Genomic DNA, 19,834 nt, shown 5'->3' with positions numbered 1-19,834 from the left:
ACTATCACCCGGGTGAATGACGAAGGTGGGCGACGACAGTTCACCCCCCTTCGCGCGATGCTCTCAACGTCTACCCCCGCACAGCCGTGTTCTTGTAAGAAGCACAGCAACGGACTCGCGCACCCGCGGTGCCCTGGACGGGGAAGGCCCGCACCGAAGAGACAACCATCGCCCGGAGCAAGGAGGACATGGTGAGCGCCGCCAAGAGAATGCTGGAGACCTATCCACGAGATCTGGGCCGGATAGACATCGCCAAGCTAATCGCATGTATCGACGCCTGTTTCGAATGCGACCAAGCTTGCACAGCGTGTGCAGACGCCTGCCTCAGTGAAGAGGACGTCTATCACTTGACCAAATGCATCCGTACGTGCCTTGACTGCTCGGATGTCTGCGCGACAACCGGTCGCGTTCTATCCCGGCACACGGACTACGACGCGAACTTGACCAAGACGGTGCTCGAAACGTGCGCCGCCGCCTGTAAGACAAGCGCGGACGAGTGCGACAAGCATGCGCCGAAGCACGAGCATTGCCGCGTGTGCGCCGAGGTGTGCCGTCGCTGTGAACGCGCCTGCCGCGATCTTGTTGAGGCGCTCGGATGAGACCACCGCCGAGCGGGCGTCGACTGTCCGAGACCGCATGATGTCAATCTCTTGCCGAACTTCGCTGTGCGAATGCGAGCTTGGAGATACGGGACGGAGCCAGCGCTGATGGGGATATCTGAATTCGACGACGTGCAGGCCCATCTGCTTGAACCAGAAGAAAGCCTGGACTCAGAACAGACCGGCATCGACCTCGACGAGGGCTACTCGCCCCCGGAACGCCCGCGTGAACTGCGGGCCTGGGGTCTCACCACGAGGGAAGCGCGGACCCATGAAAGTCTGTCACGCCGGCTCGCCCGGGAGGTGCCCGACGTGACCGATCAGTGGGATGGCGACGGAATCGGTGACAGCGCCGACAGCGATGGTGAACCAATCGACGATCAGGTTGGCGACATGCGGGCAGGTCGGCTCGTCGCCTTCGCCTTCGATGCGACGGACCCGGGTGCGGAGTACCTAGCCCACGACGTTGGCATTGACGGCGGCGCTGCCTCGGCTGAGGAAGCCGCCATGCATATCGTCGTCGACGAAGACGCCGGCGACGTCGAGGGATGGCGCCTTCGATGACCTGTCGTCCGGCCACCCGGTGAAATTCCAGCTGTGGTGACCCGCATTCTGATCCTGGGTGGCGGCCCGGCCGGCTATGAGGCGGCATTGGTTGCGGCTGCACGAGGTCCCGCCGTAGCCCGCGTGACCGTCGTCGATTCCGACGGGGTCGGGGGCGCCGCGGTGCTCTGCGACTGCGTGCCATCGAAGACCTTTATCGCATCCACAGGGCTGCGCACCGAACTGCGACGGGCAACCCGCCTGGGTTTCGACATCCACATCGACGACGCCGAGATCCGCTTGTCAGAAATCCACCAGCGGATCAAGACGCTCGCTACCGAACAATCGGCGGACATCACCGCCCAGCTGCTGAGCGTGGGCGTCGAGTTGCTCGCGGGGCGCGGCGAGCTGGTCGACGCGGCTCCCGGTCTGGCGCGTCACCGCGTCAAGGTGACCCAGCGCGACGGCAGCACCACGATCCGCGATGCCGATGTGGTGTTGATCGCCACCGGCGCGAGCCCCCGGATCCTGCCGTCGGCGCCCCCCGACGGCGAGCGCATCCTGACCTGGCGCCAGCTCTACGACCTGGACTCGTTGCCCGACCACCTCATCGTGGTGGGTTGCGGGGCTACCGGCATCGAATTCGCCAACGCCTACACCGAACTCGGTGTAACGGTGACACTGGTGGCCAGCCGCGAGCGGGTGTTGCCGTACGAGGACGCCGACGCCGCGCAGGTCCTCGAGGAATCATTCGCCCAGCGCGGCGTCAAATTGATCAAGAACGCTCGCGCGCAGACCGTAAGGCGCACCGACGACGGGGTGCGGGTGAGGATGACCGACGGCCGCGCCGTTGAGGGCAGCCACGCATTGATGACACTTGGGTCGGTGCCCAACACCGGCAGGCTGGGTTTAGAGCGCGTGGGCATCGAAACCGGGCCCGGCAACCATATTGCGGTCGACCGGGTGTCGCGGACCTCGGTCGCGGGCATTTACGCTGCGGGGGACTGCACTGATGTACTGCCGTTAGCCTCGGTTGCCGCGATGCAGGGCCGGATCGCGATGTATCACGCGCTCGGTGAAGCCGTTAGTCCGCTCCGGTTGCGCACCGTCGCCGCGACGGTGTTCACCCACCCCGAGGTCGCGACGGTCGGCATCTCGCAGGCCGCGATCGACGATGGTTCTATTCGGGCCCGCATCATCATGCTGCCGTTGAAAACCAACGCGCGGGCGAAAATGTCGGAGCTGCGTCAGGGCTTCGTAAAGCTATTTTGCCGGCAGGACAGCGGCGTGGTAATTGGTGGCGTGGTCGTCGCGCCGATCGCTTCGGAATTGATACTGCCGATCGCGATGGCTGTTCAAAACCGAATCACCGTTGACGATCTAGCGCAGACGCTTGCGATCTATCCTTCGCTGTCCGGCTCGATCACCGAGGCGGCGCGCCGGCTCATAGCCCGCGATGATCTGAACTGATGCCCGAACGTAATTGGGCCGGCGAGTGCTCTGTGGTTCCGGGTTGATGCCAGATCGGGTCGCTCGACTGGCGATTGCGATGGTGGGACTGCCTGTGGCCCTGTGGTGGCTGCAACCGTGGAAGTTGTTGATCAGGACCACCGCCGATGACAGGCTGCCGCCTGGAGCGCAGACGACCCGCTGCGGCGAGTTCACCGGCCACATCCACCGAACCAGCGGGGTTGCGCGCCTGCTAACCGTGGGCGACGGGGCGCAGATTCTGCGGCTGGAAAATCTGCATACCATTTTGGGACCACGACTACGCGTGTGGCTCAGCGATGCACCGGTCGACCATGCCAGGTTCCCCTGGCGAAACCTTGGGCGTTGCAAACACATAGACCTCGGGAGCCTACGCGCCAACCGCGGCAACGCCGATTACGCCGTGCCCGACGCTGCCGACACCGGCGCGCTCGGCGCCGTAATCCTGTGGTGCGAGCGCTTCGGTGTGTCCTTCGGCGCGCCGCAACTGCGACCCGCGACCCAATGAGTCCCTCCGCCCGTCGCGGAAGCCGTTGAAGTCGCGCGCCCTGCGCCGCGACCCATGATTGCGCGCGCGGCAGCGCGGCGCTGACGCGTTCCTGAAGAGTGCGCCGCTCGGCGCCCGGGCAGCCGATCCGATGTAGCGGTGGCCGCAAGAGCGTTATCACCCGGGTGAATCGTGCTGAGGGGTGATGACAGATAGACCAGGGTCGGGCGACGCTCACTACCGACGAACCTGTGCAGCTTCGACCACGCGACTCATGCGCCAATGCCGTTTACCACGGCGCAGTCCGGGACGCCGTGGCCACCAAGGAACACCAAGGCCTCCGTGCGATCGACCCCCAATCCCATCTGAATACCCGAATACCAACCAGGAGAAGAGATATGAACGCGGTCCCACTTCACCGCCAACCGGAGAAGGCGGAACCCTCCACCTCGGTTGTGATCGTCGGCAGCGGGTTCGCCGCTTTCGAGTGTGCACGTGGCCTGGTCCGACGGTTAGACAGGGCGCGCGCCTCAGATGTGAGGATAACCATCGTCTCGCCAGTCGATTACCTGCAGTACACGCCATTGCTGGCGGATGTGGCCGGTGGGCTGGTCGACCCGCGGTTTGTCTGTATTCCGCTGGCGGGAACACTCAGGGGCGTGCGGGCGGTGCGCGGGCGGGTCGACGGCGTTGACTTCGATCGGCATATGCTCTCGTTGACCGATCCTGAGGGCCGGGTGAGGACGTTATCGTGGGATCGGCTGGTCTTGACACCAGGATCGGTGACGCGGCTGTTCGATACGCCCGGCTTGGCCACCCACGCGCACGGGCTGAAGTCGACGGCCGAGGCGCTGTATCTGCGTGATCATGTGATCGAGCAGTTGGAACTCGCTCACGTTGAGGAAAACGAGGCGCGCGCGGCCGCGCGGCGCACGATTGTCGTTGTCGGTGCTTCGTATTCCGGTTCCGAATTGACCGCGCAGCTGCGCGCACTCGCCGACGCAGCGGCGAAGCAGATAGGCTTCGACCGGGCCTCGGTGCGGTTTGTGTTGCTGGACTTGGCCAGCCACGTCATGCCCGAGCTGGGGCGGAAGCTCGGCGACGCGGCGATGGGTGTACTGCGCTCGCGTGGAATCGACGTGCGGTTGGGCACGACCCTCAAGGAGGTTCACGCCGATCATGTTGTCCTTACCGATGATTCGCGCATCGACACTTACACGGTAGCGTGGGTGGCTGGCGTGATCCCGTCACCGCTGATCGCCACGCTGGGCTTGGAAACCGAGCGGGGCCGGCTCAAGGTACAGACCGATTTGCAGGTGCCAGGTCACCCCGATGTGTTCGCCGCGGGCGACGCCGCCGCCGTTCCGGACCTGACCCAGCCCGGCAAGAACGCCCCGCCCACCGCTCAGCACGCGACCCGACAGGGTAAAACGTTGGCCCGCAACGTCGCCGCAAGCCTTGGGTACGGAGAGCGGAAGGACTACCGCCACAGCGACAAGGGCATGGTCGTCGACTTGGGCCCGCGCTACGCCGTCGCCAACCCGCTAGGCGTGCACCTATCGGGCTATCCCGCCAAGATTGTCGCCCGCGCCTACCACCTCTACGCACTTCCCCGTCTCGTCAACCGCTGGGCGGTCGCACTCGCATATCTCACCGACGTCTTCTTTCCTCGCACCGTGTTGTCAATGGGGTTCGTTTCCGGTCCCGACGCCCAATTCGCGGCCAACGAAGTCGTCCGGATACCGAAGGCCGTCGGAGCACAATGAGATTCAACGACACCACTCCTGTTTGTGGCGGCCGACGCACGGCCTGCTCCGCGCCAGCGAACAGATTGCGGCTTCCCACGGCGCTGCCGGCCGGGAGCAATACGGCGGCACCGTATGTGATCCCAGCGGTCCTAATCAACGACAGATCCAACGCCGGCTCTATTTGGGATGATCACCACCACGAAACGGAGCACCAATGAGCGTCGTCAACAAGGGCTTTCGCGGGCGACGCGGTGAGGCCGCCCGCGAGCTGCCACCCGGGCAACATCTGACCGCGGACTTCCCTGTCCTGCAAGCAGGACCGACTCCGCGGATCGATCTCGATGACTGGCGATTCACCATTCGCAACGAGCTCGGCGCCGAACAGTCGTGGACTTGGGCACAGCTCAAGCTCCTGCGCAGCGAGCGGCTCAGCGTGGACATCCACTGCGTCACCACCTGGTCCAAGCTTGACACCGAATGGGAAGGCGTTTCTCTGGACACACTTTTCGAATCAATCGACACCACTGCAGGATTCGCACTGGTCGGCTCCTACGGCGGCTACACCACCAACCTCCCGCTGCGCGATCTTCGTGGCGGGAGGGCTTGGATCGTTTACGCGTACCAGGGCGCACCGCTTAGCGCGATACACGGAGGTCCGGCGCGACTGTTGGTGCCACACCTGTATTTCTGGAAGTCGGCTAAGTGGGTTAGATCCATTGAGCTGCGCGACAGCGACGCACCTGGATTCTGGGAGTGTTTGGGCTACCACAGCTACGGCGACCCGTGGCGCGAACAACGCTACGCCGGGGATTGATGACGGCTGTGGACTCCCACGCGGAACCGAAGTTGCGCTGGCGGGTCGCGCGTGTGGTGCACTCTAAGCCCGAGACCGGGTCGGCGCAAACGATCGGGCTGGCCGTGCCGGGCTGGGGCGGCCACTTGTCCGGCCAGCACATTGATCTCAAGCTGACCGCTGAGGACGGGTACAGCGCGCAACGCAGCTATTCACTCAGCAGACCGGCCGACGGTGAGCGCATCGAGCTCACTGTGCAGCGGATTGACGACGGGGAAGTCTCGCCCTACCTCACCGGGCTTGTTGCCGGAGACGAGATCGAACTCCGCGGACCCATCGGCGGCTGGTTCGCCTGGCGGCCTGACGAGGACGTTCGGGTCCTGCTCGTCGGCGGCGGATCGGGAATCGTGCCATTGATGGCGATGCTGCGACAGCGGGTAGTGGTGGGCAGCGCCGACTTTCGGTTGGTCTATTCGGTTCGCAGTCCGGACGACGTGTACTACGCCCAAGAGCTGGAGCGGCTCGAGCGCGAATGTGACTGGCTGCAGATCGCGCTGGTCTACACCAGGGTGGCTGCGCCGCAGACCATCCGGCCGGCCGGCCGGGTCCGCCCCGCTGACCTCGCGCCGAAGGAGTGGGTGCCCGCCGACGGTGGGCACGTCTACGTCTGCGGTCCAACCGGATTTGTGGAATCGGTCACCGCGACGTTGATCGAGCAGGGGCATCAGCCGTCCGCCATCCGGACCGAGCGGTTCGGCCCGAGCAACGAACGAAGGAACGATAAGTCATGACCGAACCAACACACGTCGACGGTAACGCGGCCGCGGGCGCCTTCGCAGAAGTGCTGGGATTCGATGTCACCACCGTGACGTTGACATGCGGGAAATGTTGTCGCGCCAGGGTCTTCGCCGAAAGTCACGTCTATCACCGCGGGCCCGGCATCGTGGTGCGCTGCCCGTGCTGCGGAACCGTCCTGGCCCGGCTTGTGCAAACGCCCACCGGTGTGTGGCTCGACTTCCGCGGCGCCCAGTCCTGGCGTGTCCCGATCCAGAGCTGATGGAGTCCCTCGACGCACTCGCCGGTCGGGTGCGCACTGCCGACATCGTGGACGCCATGGGGCGGCTGCACCGACATCGGTGTCATCTCCTGGACCTGGTGAGTCCCACTCCCGGACGCCGGCTCTTCGGCCCCGCCGTGACCATCTCCTTCTTTCCCGCGTGCCGCGCCGCTCTCCCGCCCGAGCGCTACAACTTCAAGAGGTTGTTCTACGACGCGATCGAAGGCGGCGCCGACGGGCGCGTGCTGGTTCTGGCCAGCAACGGCTACACCGATGCGTCACTGGGCGGCGGGACAAAGCTATCCCGTGTCAGAAACCACCGGCTCGCCGGCATTCTGACCGACGGGCGGCTACGCGACTTCGCCGAGCTCGAACGCTTCGACCTGGCCATCTATTGCCGAGGCGAAACAACGCGGTGGGGCGGCGACACCGTCACTCCCTATGAGGTGAACCGTCCAGTCGTGATCGCCGGGGTGGCGGTCCGTCCCGGCGACTACGTCTTCGCCGATGGCTCCGGCGCCGCGGTCATACCCGCCGGCGATGTGCGCGCTGTCCTACGGGCCGCCAACCAGGTCGCGGTGGAGGACGCGGCGGCGATCGCCAGCATCAGAGACGAAACCTCAACCACGCTGGGAGGCAATGAGAATTGAGCGGTCTTCGGTCGGGGAACCATTGCAGTGTCCTGGGCGCTTCAACCGCAGATCCGTCTTCTCGCCGGCGTCCACCCGGGTGAATTGCACAGCCGGATGAGGACATCTCACCCGATGCGCACCGACAGTGGTCGTTGATCTGGGCAATGACCACCCAACGGCCGGACCGACGACGCTTCCCCGACAGCACATCAATCGCAACAACCATGGCTCCAAGAATCAATGATGAGAGGAAACCCCCGCATGGCCACGCCCGAATTCTTCGACACCCCTGGATACGGCGAGATCGCCCGTACCCGCAACCACTACAGCCAAGCTCTACGCATCGGCGATCGCATCGAGATCTCCGGCCAAGGCGGCTGGGACGCAGACTTCACCTTGTCGCCCACATCCCTGGAGGACGAGATCGTCAAGGCGTGCGAAAACGTTGAAAAGACCCTCGCTGAGGCGGGTGCCCGCTGGAGCGACGTCGTGAACATTCACTCCTACCATGTCCCCACGGCCGATGAATCCATCGGTGATGAGCACATGTCAGTGATGGTGGACCAGTTCGGCAAGCGGTTCGGCGAAAGGCTCCCGTTGTGGACCGCGGTGGGCGTCGAGGCGCTCGCACTGCCCAACCAGCGCGTCGAGATCGAGGTCGTCGCCATCGTCGGATCCGGCGGCAAGTAGACGTCGGCACCAGGTCGCGAAGCGCCGGACAGGCCGGCGCATAAGGCGGCAAAAGTCGATGACTCACCCCTGAAACGGAGGCAGGCGTGGACCGAATACTCCAAGCCCTGATCGGTGACCAGCTCGGTGCCGTCGATGCCGCGATCAAAGCCGCAGCGCTGTTCCTCACGGCTGCGATCCTGTTTCGGTTCATGGAGCGCCGCACCCTCGCCGAATTCGCGCCATTCGACTGGATCGCTGCAGTGGCCGCCGGAGCCGTCGTCGGTCGGGCTGCTACTGCCAGCGATACCTCGTGGCTCAACGCAACCGCGGCGCTCATTAGCCTTCTTGCCGCCCACGCGGTACTAGCGAGATTGCGCTTCATTCCGGCGATTCGACGTTTCATCGATCCGCTCCTGAAAGTGCTGATCCGCAACGGACACGTCGACCGACGCAACCTGCGTCGATGCGGACTAACCACTGCCGATCTCGAGGCTGTGCTACGACAGCACGGACACGAAAGCTCGGATCGTATTCACCTCGCGATCTTCGAAGCCAAAGGCGCGATCTCCATTCTGTTCAAGGATGAGAGGGTCACGGATCCCAACGCCGCCGCCCCGGATGCGCTGGTGGGAAGAGGGTGCGAATGACACACAGGGCCGGCCCGCGATTCCCCCCACGTGCGCTTGCCACCTCGACTGGGCTCAGCGGGCGAGCCGACCGGCCAGCACCGGCTGCCCTGGGCCCGCCAGCTCCCCGATGGCACTTCGCCGGCCGGTGATCGCCATCAGCACGGCTTCTGCCGGTCCTGTGACTTCCGGTCCCGAGCCGTGAGTCCAGTCCAGGTCGGTCGGGGTCAGGCGTATACCGCGGGCGAGGCGCCACGCCGGCAGTTCGGGGCTGCACAAGCTGGCCCCCAGGACCCACCGCAGCCGTTCAGCCGGGATCTGGCGAGGCATACCCAGCGGACGGCGGATGTCCTGATGATGGATGGTGACGTCGAGCAGGGCGAGTCGGCCCCCGAGAATAGTGGCCAGCCCCTGTGGCTTCAGATGAGCCCGCAGCCTGTGGAGGAGCTGTTCGGTAGTGAGGGATGCGAGTTCGTCAACAACCACCTGGTTGATGTGGAGGATCCGACCCCGGATGGCGCGGCGAAACATGCCGAGAAGACTGACCCCGTCGAAGCTCATGACGTGAGCGACCACGTCCCGTACCCGCCAGCCCTCACAAAGCGACGGCGCCTCCCACTGCCCGGGCGTCAGAGTCTCCAGAAGATCAGCTAGGTCCGTGCGTTCGGCGGTGGCCATCTCAAGACCATCCACGGCATCACTTCCTAAGCCCGTCGGTGGACAGCAGTCTGTCACTTGCGCGCGCCCTGTGTCCATGAGGGCAGCGCCGCCTTGACCGATCAGGCTGGCGAGCGGGTGTTCCGCTCCTACTTCATCAACGAGCCTGCTCATCGGGCTGGGGTTGGCGGCCTGCGAACAAGGCCGCGGGGCCCGCTACATCACCACCGCGCAACTGGTCACCGAACTCGTCGAAGCCGCCGACGAACGGATCCTGTCGCGCGTCGTGGCTGGCTACGGACGCCTGGATCTGCTCTGCCTCGACGAGATCGGATACGTCCAAATCGACTCTCGCGGAGCGGAATTGCTCTTCCAGATCATCACCGAACGCGAAGATCGCGCCTGGGTCTCGATCGTTACCAACCTGCCCTTCAGCGAATGGGGCACCGTCTTCCGACCCGCGCCTGGTCGCCGCCATCGTCGACCGCGTCACATTCAACGCCCACATCATCGACACCGGCACCAAGTCCTACCGACTACGCACCAGCAGAACCACCACCCGAGGCAAACGGGTCGGCTAGGCCGCAGACCGACATTGCGGGTAAGGCACGGATGGGCCGGCAGATGCCGTGGTAATCGGTCACGGTGATGGGCCGCGGTCCGATCATGAAGGGATCTTTCCCTTCCTGGCGATGGAATCCGATGGGAGACAATGCGGGTGACTCAGCCAGCGCTGGGCATCGAGTGCAGCCGCGCAGCCGCTGGCGGCGGCGGTGACTGCTTGGCGGTAGCGGCGGTCGATCAGGTCGCCGGCAGCGAATACGCCCTCCGCGGAGGTACATGTCGTAGCGCCTTTGGTCAGGATGTGGCCGCCGGCATCGAGGTCGACGAGTCCGATCAGGAGATCTGAGCACGGCGTCTGGCCGACAGCGACGAAGACGGCCGCGGCCGCGATGGTGGAATCGCCGGCGTGGCGCGTGCTGCGGATGCGCACCCCGCTGACGTGTGGGCCACCGAGTAGGGCCACTACCTCAATGGATGTCAGGATCGCGACGTTGGGATGATCCCGCAGCCGAGCGACGGCGATGGCTGATGCCCGGAGTCGGGGGCGATGGTGGATGAGGGTGACGTGGCGGGCCAGCGGCGCAAGGAAGAGCGCCTCTTCAACGGCACCGTCGCCCCCGCCGATGACGGCGACGTCACGTCCGGTGAACTGTGCGCCGTCGCGTTTCGCGCTGGTGCTTACGCCGATGAGCCCGCGTTCGCCCGGCACTTTGAGGGACCGGGGGGCCGAGCCCATGGCAAGAATCAGGGCACGGCCGTGGTGCCGGTCATCGCTCATGCTGACCGTCTTGGGCTCGTCGCCGAGAGCGAATCTGTCGACGTAGCCCGGGCGTAACTCTGCGCCGAAGTGCTGTGCTTGTCGCCGCATCGCGTCAGCCAGCGCCGGACCCGAGACGAATGGGCCCACACCGGGGTAGTTGTCTACCGGCCCGGCGGCCAGCAGGGCACCGCCGGGCTCGTGTCCTTCGATGACAAGGGTGTCCAGCCCGGCCCGAGCCGTGTAGATCGCCGCCGTGTACCCGGCTGGTCCCGACCCGACGATGATGACATCACGAACCCGGCTCGCTGTCGGCGTCACAGGTTGATGGCATGGCCGGTCAGAGCGTGAAAGCATTCCTGTAGTCCCTCGCCCAGCGTGGGGTGGGTGTGCACATTGCGGGCCAGCTCGGCCGCGGTCAGGTCCCAGAGTTGGGCGGCGGTGAGCTCGGGGAGTAGCTCGCTGACTTCGGCGCCGACGAGGTGGGCCCCAAGTAGCTCGCCGTGCGCGGTATCGGCGATGATTTTGATAAAGCCTGCGCGCTCGCCTAGTCCGTGTGCTTTGGCGCTGGCCTGCATGGGGAAAGTGGCTACCCGTATGTCGTAACCGCTGGCGCGGGCCTGGTCTTCGGTGTAGCCGAAGCTGGCGACTTGGGGTTGACAGAACGTCACGCGCGGCATCATGCGGTAGTCCAAGGGCATGGTCGGGGCGCCGGCGATGGTTTCGGCAGCGATGACTCCTTGGGCCGAGGCGACATGGGCGAGTTGAACTTTGGCGGTGACATCGCCGATCGCGAAGATATGGCGAGCCGAGGTGCGCATGCGGTCGTCGATGTCGATCGCCCCACCTGTCGTGAGTCGTACACCGAGCTTGTCGAGGCCAAGATTTTCGACGTTAGGACAAAATCCGATACAGATGAACGCGCGGGCGGCGTCGACTGAGGTGGTGTGGCCGTTGCGGTCATGGTGGGTAACGGTGACGTGGTTGCCGTGGTCGATCACCGAGCCCACCCGGGTGTTCGTACGGATGGGGATTCCGCGCCGTCGGTACTGACGGGTCAATTCCTTTGACACGTCGGCGTCTTCGTTGGGGAGTGCGCGATCGGCGTACTCGAGAATTTGGACGTCAACGCCATAGCTGTTGAGGATGTATGCAAACTCCATGCCTATTCCACCGGCGCCGATGATGATGATGGACTCGGGTGTTGTTGCGTCGAGGATCTGCTGCTCGTAGGTCACGATGTTGTCGCTGAGGGTGACCCCCGGCAGCATCCGCACCCGTGAGCCTGTGGCGATGATGGCGTTGTCGAAGCGGACGCTGGTGGTGCCGCCGTCACATAGCTGTACGTCGAGCGTGTGCGAGCTGCTGGAGTGGCCACGACCGTCGATTTCGGTGATCTTGTTTTTGCGCATCAGGAAGTGCACGCCCCGGACCCGGGCCTCGCTGACTTCGCGGCTGCGTGACACGGCACGGGCGTAGTCGAGTTGGATGTCGCCGCGGATACCGAACTCGTCTGCCTGATGGGTCAGGATGGAGGCGATCTCGGCATTGCGCAGCAGGGCTTTTGACGGTACACACCCGGTGTTGAGGCAAACCCCGCCCCAGTAGCGTTCTTCGATGATCGCGACGGTCATACCGAGTTGGGCCGCGCGAATGCCGGCGACGTATCCGCCCGAGCCGGCCCCCACGACCACCAGGTCATAATGGCGGGGGATTGGTGTGCTCATCGCTCGGCGCCTTCCTGTGGTGATGAGTAGAGCGGCTGCGCGGTTCATCTCTCGACAGCGGGGGCGCCGGCGCCGGTGCCCGCTGTGGTCGCGGGCCGAGAGTCAGGCCGACGTTGTCGAGTTGCGGCGATGGAGTCCGCCAACAGCCACAGGGCCAAGCCCAGCAGCGCGATGTCTTTCATGAGGAATTCACCATTGGCCGACAGGACGGGGAAGCCACCCGCGGTAGGTTCACCAATCCCGGGGGTGCTGACCATAAAACTGAGCGTGCCGAGGAAGAACGCCGTTGCCAACACAGCGCCGATCACCGAAGCCTTCGGATGCCACGGCCTCAACGCAAGCAACGCTGCCGTCACCAACTCTGCCGTCCCCAACACTCGGCCGAACGCGCTGATCGACATGATGTGATAGACCCAGCCTAAAAATGGGCTGTGGGCCACGAAGGGTGAAACGCCGTGGGATTCGTAGTAGGTGAATTTCATTGCGCCGAACCAGGATATGACGACGACCAGCCCGTACCGCGCGATGAGTGGTGCGGCTCCGACTCGTAACACACGATTTGTCCGTCGACTGGCCTCATTGGTCTCGCTCACAGCCATCAGATCCGTCTCCCTTCGTTAGCAATTACTGGGCCATACGCCACAATCGGCGGTTCCGCACGCGCACGCACATCGCCGCGGCCTGAGGTGTGCGTCCCACTCAGCTGGCCAACGCCGTCACGAAGTGCTCGGTGAGCACGACATTCCGACCGACTTCAGCGCTGAGGCGGCCTGTGCGGCTGGGCATATAGGTTGAACCGGGGACATCAGCGCCACCGACGACAACCACGTTCGATGCCGCCGCCATCAGATCACCAGCCAGTGTCCGCAGCGCCGGTTCGGGGTGGCGTTGTCGACGTGAAGGGCAACCCGACTCGTAAGCCGCCGGCGCGGCAACTGTCCTCCGCAAAGCCGCCGTGCTGTTCTCGGGTTCACCGACTGGAGCCCCTTCTTGGTTGTCCGACGTCGTCGTGGTTCGGCTACGGTGTCCTGCGACCCCGCCGGCGAGAACAGCAGCTCTGCCGGAGGGGGGTGCCTGCGCGGCAAGGATCCGCAACGCTTTGGCGACTACGAGCTTGCTGCCGGGCCGGGTGAGATGGGATCACCCTCGAAACCGATTCACCCGGGTGAAGACCACCGGGGGTCGGCGCCGAGGGGCGGCTTCGTGCCACAACTCGGTTGCTGCCTACCGAATGTCCGGCTCTCGCGATATGGGTGGCCCAGAAATCTCTCACGGAGATGACGGGGGTGTTGTCAGTGTCGGCGCGGGGAGGCCAGGTCGGCTCGACGCATAGCGCCAGCAGTGCGGTCTAGCGTGGTTCGGGGTGTACTCGCTCTTGCAGGTTCGGCCGGCTACGCGCAATACATCTTTTATTCTGCGCCAACATTTTCCAGAACCACTGCTACCGCCTGGCCCGAGCCGATACAGATACCAATCACCCCATAACGGGCGCTTCTCTCACGCAATTCGGTCGCCAGCGTCAACAAATAGCGAGTTCCCGTAGCCCCGAAGGGATGTCCGATCGCAACGGCGCCGCCATTGGGTGTCAGCTTGTCGTCGGGAACCGCGAAACCATTCAGCTGGTTTGGCAACTCCCGCAGTACGCCGAGCGCCTGGGCGCTGAACGCCTCGTGCACCTCCCACACGTCGATCTGCTCGGGAGATAGCCCTGCCCGGCGGATCGCGGCCGGGATCGCCCATGCGGGTGCCACGCCCATGATGAGGGGGTCGATGCCGTAGACCGCACTGGATACCACTCGGGCTAACGGCTCGATGCCGAGTTCGTTGGCTCGCTCCCCGGAAGCGATGACTACGGCACTGGCGCCATCACTTAGAGGCGAGGAGTTCGCCGCCGTCATTTGGGTCGTGCCGGGCTGGGCCGGCAAAGCTGCCAGCGCCTCGGCAGTCGTGTCATCGCGGATGAACTCATCATGCTCTGCCAGCCGGGCAGGTATCTTTTTCGTCGCCGGGATCGGCACGGGCATAATCTCTTTGGCCAGCCGACCTCGATCGCGAGCAGCCTTCGCATGTTGCTGGGATCGCACTGCGAAGGCGTCGATCTCGTTGCGGTTCAGGGAGTAGCGGTCGGCGATGTTCTGCGCGGTCTCGATCATGCTGATGTAGGCGTTGCGGGACAGCAGCACCGGGTTGGGCGGTCCTCCAGCGCCGCTCCACATGGTGTCAAGCATGAGAACCGGACCTCGGGGACTGAACGCGGCGTCGCCCTTCATCAGCGCCCACCCCGATCGAGACATCGACTCGACTCCACACGCGATACCTAACCCGAGGTCGCCGGCCTTGATCGCGTGGCTGATGGTCACCGCTGCGCTTAGTGATGATCCACAAAATCTGTTCACGGTGGATCCGGCCGCGGTGTCGGGAAATCCGGCAGCCAACGCCGCCCAACGGGCGACATCGCCCATGCCCTCGTGAGCAGGGTTCACGCAGCCTGCCACGATGTCTTCCACGGCATCGAGCGGCACACCCAGCCGGTCGCAGGCGCCATTCATCGTCATACCCAGCAAGTCATCGGCGCGAATGCCCGACAGCGTGCCGCCATAGCGGGTGAACGGGGTTCGTACACCGCCCAACACATATGCCTCAGTCATCGCGGCTCAACAACCTTGCCCGGGCCTGCGGCCTCATGGCGGCATCGCCGACCTTTTTGGTCTCGAAGCCCGTAAGCATGTCCCGGCTCCCTTCCCGGTTCCCCTGTCTGCGGCTGGGCCGTCGCTCTTCTATGAGGCTGCGCCCGCGTGGGGTGAACCGTCGTCACCCCAACCGTCTGTTCGCCCGGGTGAATAACGCGAGGCGTTCTCAGACACGACGATTCGTGACCGGCCGCATCTGGGGGGCGCCGGCGGACGAACTACAAGAGGCCGAGTTCTCGCGCTCGGCTGACCGCCGCGCTGCGGTGCTCGACGCGGAGCTTGCGGTACAGCGCGCGCTGGTGGGTCTTCACGGTATTGAGCGAGACGTAAAGCCGCGCACCGATCTCACGTCGCGATAACCAGGTGGCGAGCAGGCGAAGAACCTCAAGCTCCTTGGGGGTCAGTTCCTCATGGAACGCGTATCCCTCGTTTCGCGAAGGCACTGTGGCGCCGGCACTTCGCCCGGCCGATGCGAGCAACGTTGAGCAGATGCCAGCGTCCGCGCAATCGCGCACCAGGGTGCCGACCTCTTCGAGGATGGCTTTCGCGGTGTGGTGGTCGCCGTGATCCTTGAAGATCTCCGCTCTGGCCGACAGCGCCTTGGCCACCTCCAGGATTGCTCCACCTTGGCGGGCCGCCACGACGGCCATGTCGGCGGCGGCCACTGCTGCAGCCGCGTCACCGCGCATACGGAGGATCTCGGCCGTGGCGAGCGACACCATCACGTCCACGAGGTGTTCCGCATCCGCCAGGTCCCGTGAACTGCCGGACGCCCGGCGGATCTGACGTTCGGCGTCATCGAGCTGGCCATGTTCGGCCGAAATCAGTGCCAGATGGCCCAACGCATAGATTCGGGCGCGACGATCGCCCCCCTTCTCGGCCAGCTTTACGGCTCGCTCGAAGGCGGCTTGTGCCTCGGGGGTGCTGCCCGAAAAGTACAGCGCGGATCCATAAATGCAGTAGGCGCTCGATCGGCCCAGCGGCACTTCGCCGAGATCGAGGGTGATCGCCCGGCGAGCTGTCTCAAGCGCCGTGGCGACGTCAGCCGTCTTGAACGAGTGAACCGCGCGCAACACGACGACTTGAGCGCTGATGGCGCCGCCATCTTCGGTGTCGTCCGCGGCTCGGGTCTCGACTGCCTCGATCCACTCGGCAGCGTCATCGAGTTCACCGACGCTTAGGGCGATCCAGGCGCGGGCTACGCTGAGCCGCGGATCCTGTAGAACGGTCTCCTCGGGAAGCAGATCAAGCAAACCGGAGACGGTCGACACGCCGCCCCCGTTGAATTCGTCGGCCCAGTCCGCGGCGATCAGATCAGCACTGCGGGCGATGTCACCGCCGGCGACCAGGTGGCGCACCGCCTCGTCGATGAGGCCCTCGGCCTCGAACCAGGTCGCGGCTCGTCGGTGCAGATCAGCGACGAGCTCCGGCTCGGTGCGACGCAGCTCGGTGCGCAGCAACTCTCCGAACAGCTGGTGATATCGGTACCAGTGACGTGATGTGTCCAGCGGCGCCACAAACAGGTTTTCGCGTTCGATCTTCTCCAAGACCGAGGCCGAGCCGGAGGTTTGCAGCGTGGCGTCGCAGAGCGCACCGCTGAGCCGTCCCAAGACCGAGGTACGTAGCAAAAAGCTGCGCAGGTGCGGCGGCTGACCATCGAGCACCTCGGCCATCAAGTAGTCGACGATATGACGGTTGTCCCCCGCGAACGTTTTGATGAACGCGGCGGTGTCAGCACGCCCGGCCAGCGAGAGGGCGGCGAGGTAGAGCCCGGCCGCCCACCCCTCGGTGCGCCGATGCAAAAGTTCAATATCCGCCTGAGCCAGGTGCAACCCGAGCACATCCTTCAGCAGATGCTCCGCCTCACCGGCCCCGAAACGTAAATCGTCGGTTCGCACTTCGGCAAGGTCGCCGCTGGCCCTCAGCCGCGCTAACGGCAGTAAAGGATCCGACCGCGTTGCTAAGACCATGTGAAGGTTCGCCGGCAACCGGCTGATGAAAAATCCCAGCTGCTCATGAACTGCTCGATTTATGACCAGGTGGTAGTCATCCAGGATGAGCACCATCGGGCTGGCGATCGTGTCCAGATCATTGAGCAGGGTAGGCAGTACGACCTGCACCGGGTCGGCGCCCATCGCGAGGAGTTCGACCGCACGAATCCCCACCCCGGGACTGATCTTCTGCAGCGCGGCGATCACGTACATCCAAAACCACACCGGGTCGTTATCGGAGGGATCAACCGACAGCCAGCCAAACTGCTGGTCCTCGCTCGCGGCCAGGGCCCACTGCGCCAGCACGGTCGTCTTCCCCCAGCCCGCCGGCGCACTCAATAGGGTCAGCTTGCGCCGGCGACCCGCCGACAGTATGTCGAGCAGGGCGGGCCTGTGAACGAGCTGGGCCCCGATGGCCGGGACGTTCAGTTTCGTCGCGAGCAGAACTGCTCGCGCGGCGGCTTCTCCGGCGCGTTTGTCGTTGCGTCCGGCTGAGCCGGTCATGTCCGAACTCCGCGAATTCGTTGACCCCAGCGGCCGGGCGGGAAGCCTAGGCGTTGACGCGTCTTGGGTGGGCGCTGGCGTCTCGGCATCCCAGTTGTTCTCTGCAGGGTCGGGCGGGCTCGTTCTGCCCGGCAATCGCGGTGAACCTATTGAATCAGACCTGTTGTCTTCGATTACCTCCGGCGCACGCCCGCGGTGCCCGTTCCGGCTGGCGGGCCCAAGTGCCGCCAACGGCTCGAGGATTTTCTTGTGCGCCGCGCTCACGCTGTGCCCGCTCACCGTATTTCCCCTCTTTTCCCATCGATGGGATGACTCCTGCAACTGATGACACCGCGGTGCGCGGATGGTGAGCGTCTCAACATGAGGTGATCGGACGTCTCAAAGTGAGACGCCGTGGTAGCGCCGGAGGGTCTGCCCTTCGGCGTCGTCGCATGCTCACGGTCGTCGGTTCTCCAACACGTACCCCCCGACGCCGACCACCACTGGGATCAATCATCAACATTCCCAACACCGCGCTCATCGTCGTTACTCAATTCCTCTGTGTCATTGCTCTCCGGCGCCGGTTCCTGGTCGAGCGGCGGCGGTCGCGGCGATCCAGAGCTCAATGACTACGTTCGCAGCGCGGACAGCCCGTCACCATCACCCAGCGGGTGATCTTTAGGACCGGGTCGGTGTATAGCTAGTGACCTTGATAATTGACCGACTGGTCAATCCGAGCGGCGCATGAGTTGCGCCAATTGGGCGCGCGGATCGGATGTCGAGCTCGGCGACGCATTGTGCACGTGGGTCGCCAGCGTGTAGGGGGAGTGCAGTTCTCAGAAAGATCGCAAGCGGGTGACGCGATCAGAGTCATTGCCGGCCAGGAACTCTCGTCTGAGCGGCGAAAGAAGCGGTCTTCGCACTGAGTCCTTGCACATGGAATTCGGCGGGCTGGAACGCGCTCACGCAGCCCCAGCCCGCCGAACGGTCATGCTGCCGACGTGTAATCGCCTGCGAAGACTCCGAGTAGGGCGGAGGCCGTGCCTAGCCGGGTCATGACGCTCGCTCCTCAATGTCAACGGGCGAGGCCATGGCTGCCGAATCGCTATGGTCGATGCGGAAGTCGCCTGGCGGGCTTTCCGACGCCGCGGTCGCGGCGGGGTCACACGCTCCAGAACGACCATGGTCGATGCCGCGGGTAACGGCGTCGGACTGTGCCAACCGACTTACCTGGCTCCCGGCCGCGAGCGCCGGACTGCCGGCGGCGATGGCGGAGCTGATGGCTCCGGTGACCACTTGTGGGACTTCATGCAAAAGCGTATGCCCTGCGGTGGGCCGGTGGATGAGCGTCGCCCCGGGGATAGCGTCGGCCAGCTCGCGGGCGTGCCACATCGGCGTGAGTCTGTCCGCTCCTCCACTGATGATGGTTGTTTTGGCCGTGACAGAGCTCAGGGTTTGAGTGCAGTCGTACTCTTTCAGACCGCGCAGGAAGCCGACTTTGGTAGTTGACGGGGTGGCGTTGATGGCGGCAGCGGACATCGCGACCAACGATTTTGGCGCGGCTTCACCGTATCCGCCATATCGGGTCAGTGCCGCGCAGACTGGCCGGGCGAGGAATTGGACTACCTCATCGGTACCCGCGCGGGGCATGCGGTGTACGAGGTGGTAGAGCATGCTTGTCGCGGGGCTGCTCAGCAGCCGGCCCAGCCCATGCGAGCAGAGGTTTCCCGCAGCGGTCGCGACGAGAACAAGGTTCTCCGGCTCAACGGGACGCTTGCTGGCCGGCCGGCGAAGATAGGCCAAGGCCGCCATGCCTCCCATCGAGTGCCCGACCAGGGTGGCCGGGCCCGTAACACCAAGTGCGACAAGCAACTCGGCGAGGTCGTCGGCGAGTCGGTCGATCCGGTAGGTGTGCATTGACGCATTCCCGGAGTCGCCGTGACCACGGTGGTCGTAGCTGATGATTCGGATGCTGTTGCCCCAGCGACCGATCAGCTGGCTCATCTGGATGTTCCAAGACTGTTTGTTCAAGCAAAAGCCGTGGAGAAGTACGACTGTATGGCCGGCGGTGTCAGATTCCCAGTCACGAACCGACAGCGAGACGCCATCGCTCGTGGTAACTGAGCGGTCGCGGGCCAGCGATCGGCGTGTCCGCATTCGCCTACGGCCGCATCGCGTTGGCGGCGTCTGGGGCGTCATCGCTTCGTTACCGGGCATGGCAGTTTTTCGCGGGCGAGGAATCCAGCCAGGCATCGTCATTGCCGCTCAGCTAGCCCGGCACGGGTGCGCATCGAGATGTACGGTCCTGCTTGCTGGTTCG

Annotated in this window: 19 protein-coding genes; 12 read left to right on the top strand and 7 right to left on the bottom strand. The window is 64.6% G+C overall.

What is annotated here, in order from left to right; translation table 11 throughout:
* The first annotated feature begins 209 nt into the window (after positions 1–209).
* The 11 genes from A5773_RS24050 (at position 210) to A5773_RS24000 (ending at position 8,666) form a co-directional block, all read left to right on the top strand.
* Positions 210–599, top strand: a complete 390-nt coding sequence (locus tag A5773_RS24050; RefSeq protein ID WP_197505346.1) for a four-helix bundle copper-binding protein — start codon at positions 210–212, stop codon at positions 597–599.
* A 108-nt stretch (positions 600–707) separates the two neighbouring features.
* Positions 708–1,163 (top strand): DUF5709 domain-containing protein, encoded by a 456-nt coding sequence (locus tag A5773_RS24045; RefSeq protein ID WP_066944941.1) that lies wholly within the window; start codon positions 708–710, stop codon positions 1,161–1,163.
* Positions 1,164–1,196: 33 nt separating this feature from the next.
* A complete protein-coding gene (locus A5773_RS24040; RefSeq protein WP_067792979.1) occupies positions 1,197–2,612 on the top strand; it encodes an NAD(P)H-quinone dehydrogenase in 1,416 nt (471 codons plus the stop codon).
* Between the two features lie 94 nt (positions 2,613–2,706).
* On the top strand, positions 2,707–3,138 hold the full coding sequence (locus tag A5773_RS24035; RefSeq protein ID WP_197507907.1) for a DM13 domain-containing protein: 432 nt from the start codon (positions 2,707–2,709) through the stop codon (positions 3,136–3,138).
* A 377-nt stretch (positions 3,139–3,515) separates the two neighbouring features.
* Complete coding sequence (locus A5773_RS24030; RefSeq protein WP_066944931.1) at positions 3,516–4,883, top strand: NAD(P)/FAD-dependent oxidoreductase; 1,368 nt, start codon at positions 3,516–3,518, stop codon at positions 4,881–4,883.
* A 196-nt stretch (positions 4,884–5,079) separates the two neighbouring features.
* Positions 5,080–5,679 (top strand): sulfite oxidase-like oxidoreductase, encoded by a 600-nt coding sequence (locus A5773_RS24025; RefSeq protein WP_066944926.1) that lies wholly within the window; start codon positions 5,080–5,082, stop codon positions 5,677–5,679.
* Positions 5,679–6,449 (top strand): ferredoxin reductase, encoded by a 771-nt coding sequence (locus tag A5773_RS24020; RefSeq protein WP_066944923.1) that lies wholly within the window; start codon positions 5,679–5,681, stop codon positions 6,447–6,449. Before A5773_RS24025 ends, A5773_RS24020 begins: the two co-directional genes overlap by 1 nt.
* Entirely contained in the window at positions 6,446–6,715 is a 270-nt protein-coding gene (locus tag A5773_RS24015; protein WP_066944920.1) for a DUF6510 family protein, read from the top strand. Before A5773_RS24020 ends, A5773_RS24015 begins: the two co-directional genes overlap by 4 nt.
* The gene (locus A5773_RS24010; RefSeq protein WP_066944919.1) at positions 6,715–7,365 is read left to right on the top strand and encodes an RraA family protein; all 651 of its coding nucleotides are present in this window, start codon (positions 6,715–6,717) and stop codon (positions 7,363–7,365) included. The genes A5773_RS24015 and A5773_RS24010 overlap by 1 nt, the downstream gene beginning before the upstream one ends.
* A gap of 243 nt (positions 7,366–7,608) precedes the next feature.
* Complete coding sequence (locus tag A5773_RS24005; RefSeq protein WP_082948377.1) at positions 7,609–8,037, top strand: Rid family hydrolase; 429 nt, start codon at positions 7,609–7,611, stop codon at positions 8,035–8,037.
* A gap of 86 nt (positions 8,038–8,123) precedes the next feature.
* Positions 8,124–8,666 carry a DUF421 domain-containing protein gene (locus tag A5773_RS24000; protein ID WP_067792970.1) on the top strand — a complete coding sequence of 181 codons (543 nt, stop codon included), beginning with the start codon at positions 8,124–8,126 and terminating at the stop codon, positions 8,664–8,666.
* Positions 8,667–8,720: 54 nt separating this feature from the next.
* Here A5773_RS24000 and A5773_RS23995 read toward each other — a convergent pair whose 3' ends face one another.
* Positions 8,721–9,323, bottom strand: a complete 603-nt coding sequence (locus tag A5773_RS23995) for a maleylpyruvate isomerase family mycothiol-dependent enzyme (protein ID WP_231989129.1) — start codon at positions 9,321–9,323, stop codon at positions 8,721–8,723.
* A gap of 163 nt (positions 9,324–9,486) precedes the next feature.
* Between A5773_RS23995 and A5773_RS25805 the strand changes: the two genes are divergently transcribed.
* On the top strand, positions 9,487–9,951 hold the full coding sequence (locus A5773_RS25805) for an ATP-binding protein (protein ID WP_231989128.1): 465 nt from the start codon (positions 9,487–9,489) through the stop codon (positions 9,949–9,951).
* Positions 9,952–9,966: 15 nt separating this feature from the next.
* Here the strand turns inward: A5773_RS25805 and A5773_RS23985 are convergent, their stop codons facing one another.
* From A5773_RS23985 to A5773_RS23960, 6 genes are all read right to left on the bottom strand, one after another.
* Positions 9,967–10,944 carry an NAD(P)/FAD-dependent oxidoreductase gene (locus A5773_RS23985; protein WP_231989127.1) on the bottom strand — a complete coding sequence of 326 codons (978 nt, stop codon included), beginning with the start codon at positions 10,942–10,944 and terminating at the stop codon, positions 9,967–9,969.
* Positions 10,941–12,338: a dihydrolipoyl dehydrogenase gene (lpdA, locus tag A5773_RS23980; RefSeq protein WP_156744950.1), complete on the bottom strand. Its 1,398-nt coding sequence runs from the start codon at positions 12,336–12,338 to the stop codon at positions 10,941–10,943. The genes A5773_RS23985 and lpdA overlap by 4 nt, the downstream gene beginning before the upstream one ends.
* Before the next feature lie 56 nt (positions 12,339–12,394).
* A complete protein-coding gene (locus tag A5773_RS23975; protein WP_082948376.1) occupies positions 12,395–12,949 on the bottom strand; it encodes a DUF417 family protein in 555 nt (184 codons plus the stop codon).
* Between the two features lie 810 nt (positions 12,950–13,759).
* Positions 13,760–14,998 carry a thiolase family protein gene (locus A5773_RS23970; protein ID WP_067792964.1) on the bottom strand — a complete coding sequence of 413 codons (1,239 nt, stop codon included), beginning with the start codon at positions 14,996–14,998 and terminating at the stop codon, positions 13,760–13,762.
* Positions 14,999–15,258: 260 nt separating this feature from the next.
* Positions 15,259–17,535 carry a LuxR C-terminal-related transcriptional regulator gene (locus A5773_RS23965; protein WP_067792961.1) on the bottom strand — a complete coding sequence of 759 codons (2,277 nt, stop codon included), beginning with the start codon at positions 17,533–17,535 and terminating at the stop codon, positions 15,259–15,261.
* 1,032 nt (positions 17,536–18,567) lie between these two features.
* Positions 18,568–19,671 carry an alpha/beta fold hydrolase gene (locus tag A5773_RS23960; protein ID WP_082948375.1) on the bottom strand — a complete coding sequence of 368 codons (1,104 nt, stop codon included), beginning with the start codon at positions 19,669–19,671 and terminating at the stop codon, positions 18,568–18,570.
* Positions 19,672–19,834 lie beyond the last annotated feature (163 nt).

Origin of the sequence: Mycobacterium sp. 852014-52450_SCH5900713 (assembly GCF_001667075.1) — a bacterium.
Taxonomy (GTDB): Bacteria; Actinomycetota; Actinomycetes; order Mycobacteriales; family Mycobacteriaceae; genus Mycobacterium.
This window is presented reverse-complemented; position numbering and strand designations above follow the sequence as displayed.

Excerpts from the sequence above, each read along its gene's own strand:
- A5773_RS24045 (WP_066944941.1), top strand. The coding sequence starts at position 708 with ATGGGGATATCTGAATTCGACGACGTGCAGGCCCATCTGCTTGAACCA.
- A5773_RS24020 (WP_066944923.1), top strand. The coding sequence starts at position 5,679 with ATGACGGCTGTGGACTCCCACGCGGAACCGAAGTTGCGCTGGCGGGTC.
- A5773_RS23960 (WP_082948375.1), bottom strand. The coding sequence starts at position 19,671 with ATGCGGACACGCCGATCGCTGGCCCGCGACCGCTCAGTTACCACGAGC.
- A5773_RS23970 (WP_067792964.1), bottom strand. The coding sequence starts at position 14,998 with ATGACTGAGGCATATGTGTTGGGCGGTGTACGAACCCCGTTCACCCGC.
- A5773_RS23995 (WP_231989129.1), bottom strand. The coding sequence starts at position 9,323 with ATGGCCACCGCCGAACGCACGGACCTAGCTGATCTTCTGGAGACTCTG.
- A5773_RS24015 (WP_066944920.1), top strand. The coding sequence starts at position 6,446 with ATGACCGAACCAACACACGTCGACGGTAACGCGGCCGCGGGCGCCTTC.
- A5773_RS24010 (WP_066944919.1), top strand. The coding sequence starts at position 6,715 with ATGGAGTCCCTCGACGCACTCGCCGGTCGGGTGCGCACTGCCGACATC.
- A5773_RS24050 (WP_197505346.1), top strand. The coding sequence starts at position 210 with ATGCTGGAGACCTATCCACGAGATCTGGGCCGGATAGACATCGCCAAG.
- A5773_RS23965 (WP_067792961.1), bottom strand. The coding sequence starts at position 17,535 with ATGACCGGCTCAGCCGGACGCAACGACAAACGCGCCGGAGAAGCCGCC.
- A5773_RS24025 (WP_066944926.1), top strand. The coding sequence starts at position 5,080 with ATGAGCGTCGTCAACAAGGGCTTTCGCGGGCGACGCGGTGAGGCCGCC.
- A5773_RS23975 (WP_082948376.1), bottom strand. The coding sequence starts at position 12,949 with ATGGCTGTGAGCGAGACCAATGAGGCCAGTCGACGGACAAATCGTGTG.
- A5773_RS24030 (WP_066944931.1), top strand. The coding sequence starts at position 3,516 with ATGAACGCGGTCCCACTTCACCGCCAACCGGAGAAGGCGGAACCCTCC.
- A5773_RS24005 (WP_082948377.1), top strand. The coding sequence starts at position 7,609 with ATGGCCACGCCCGAATTCTTCGACACCCCTGGATACGGCGAGATCGCC.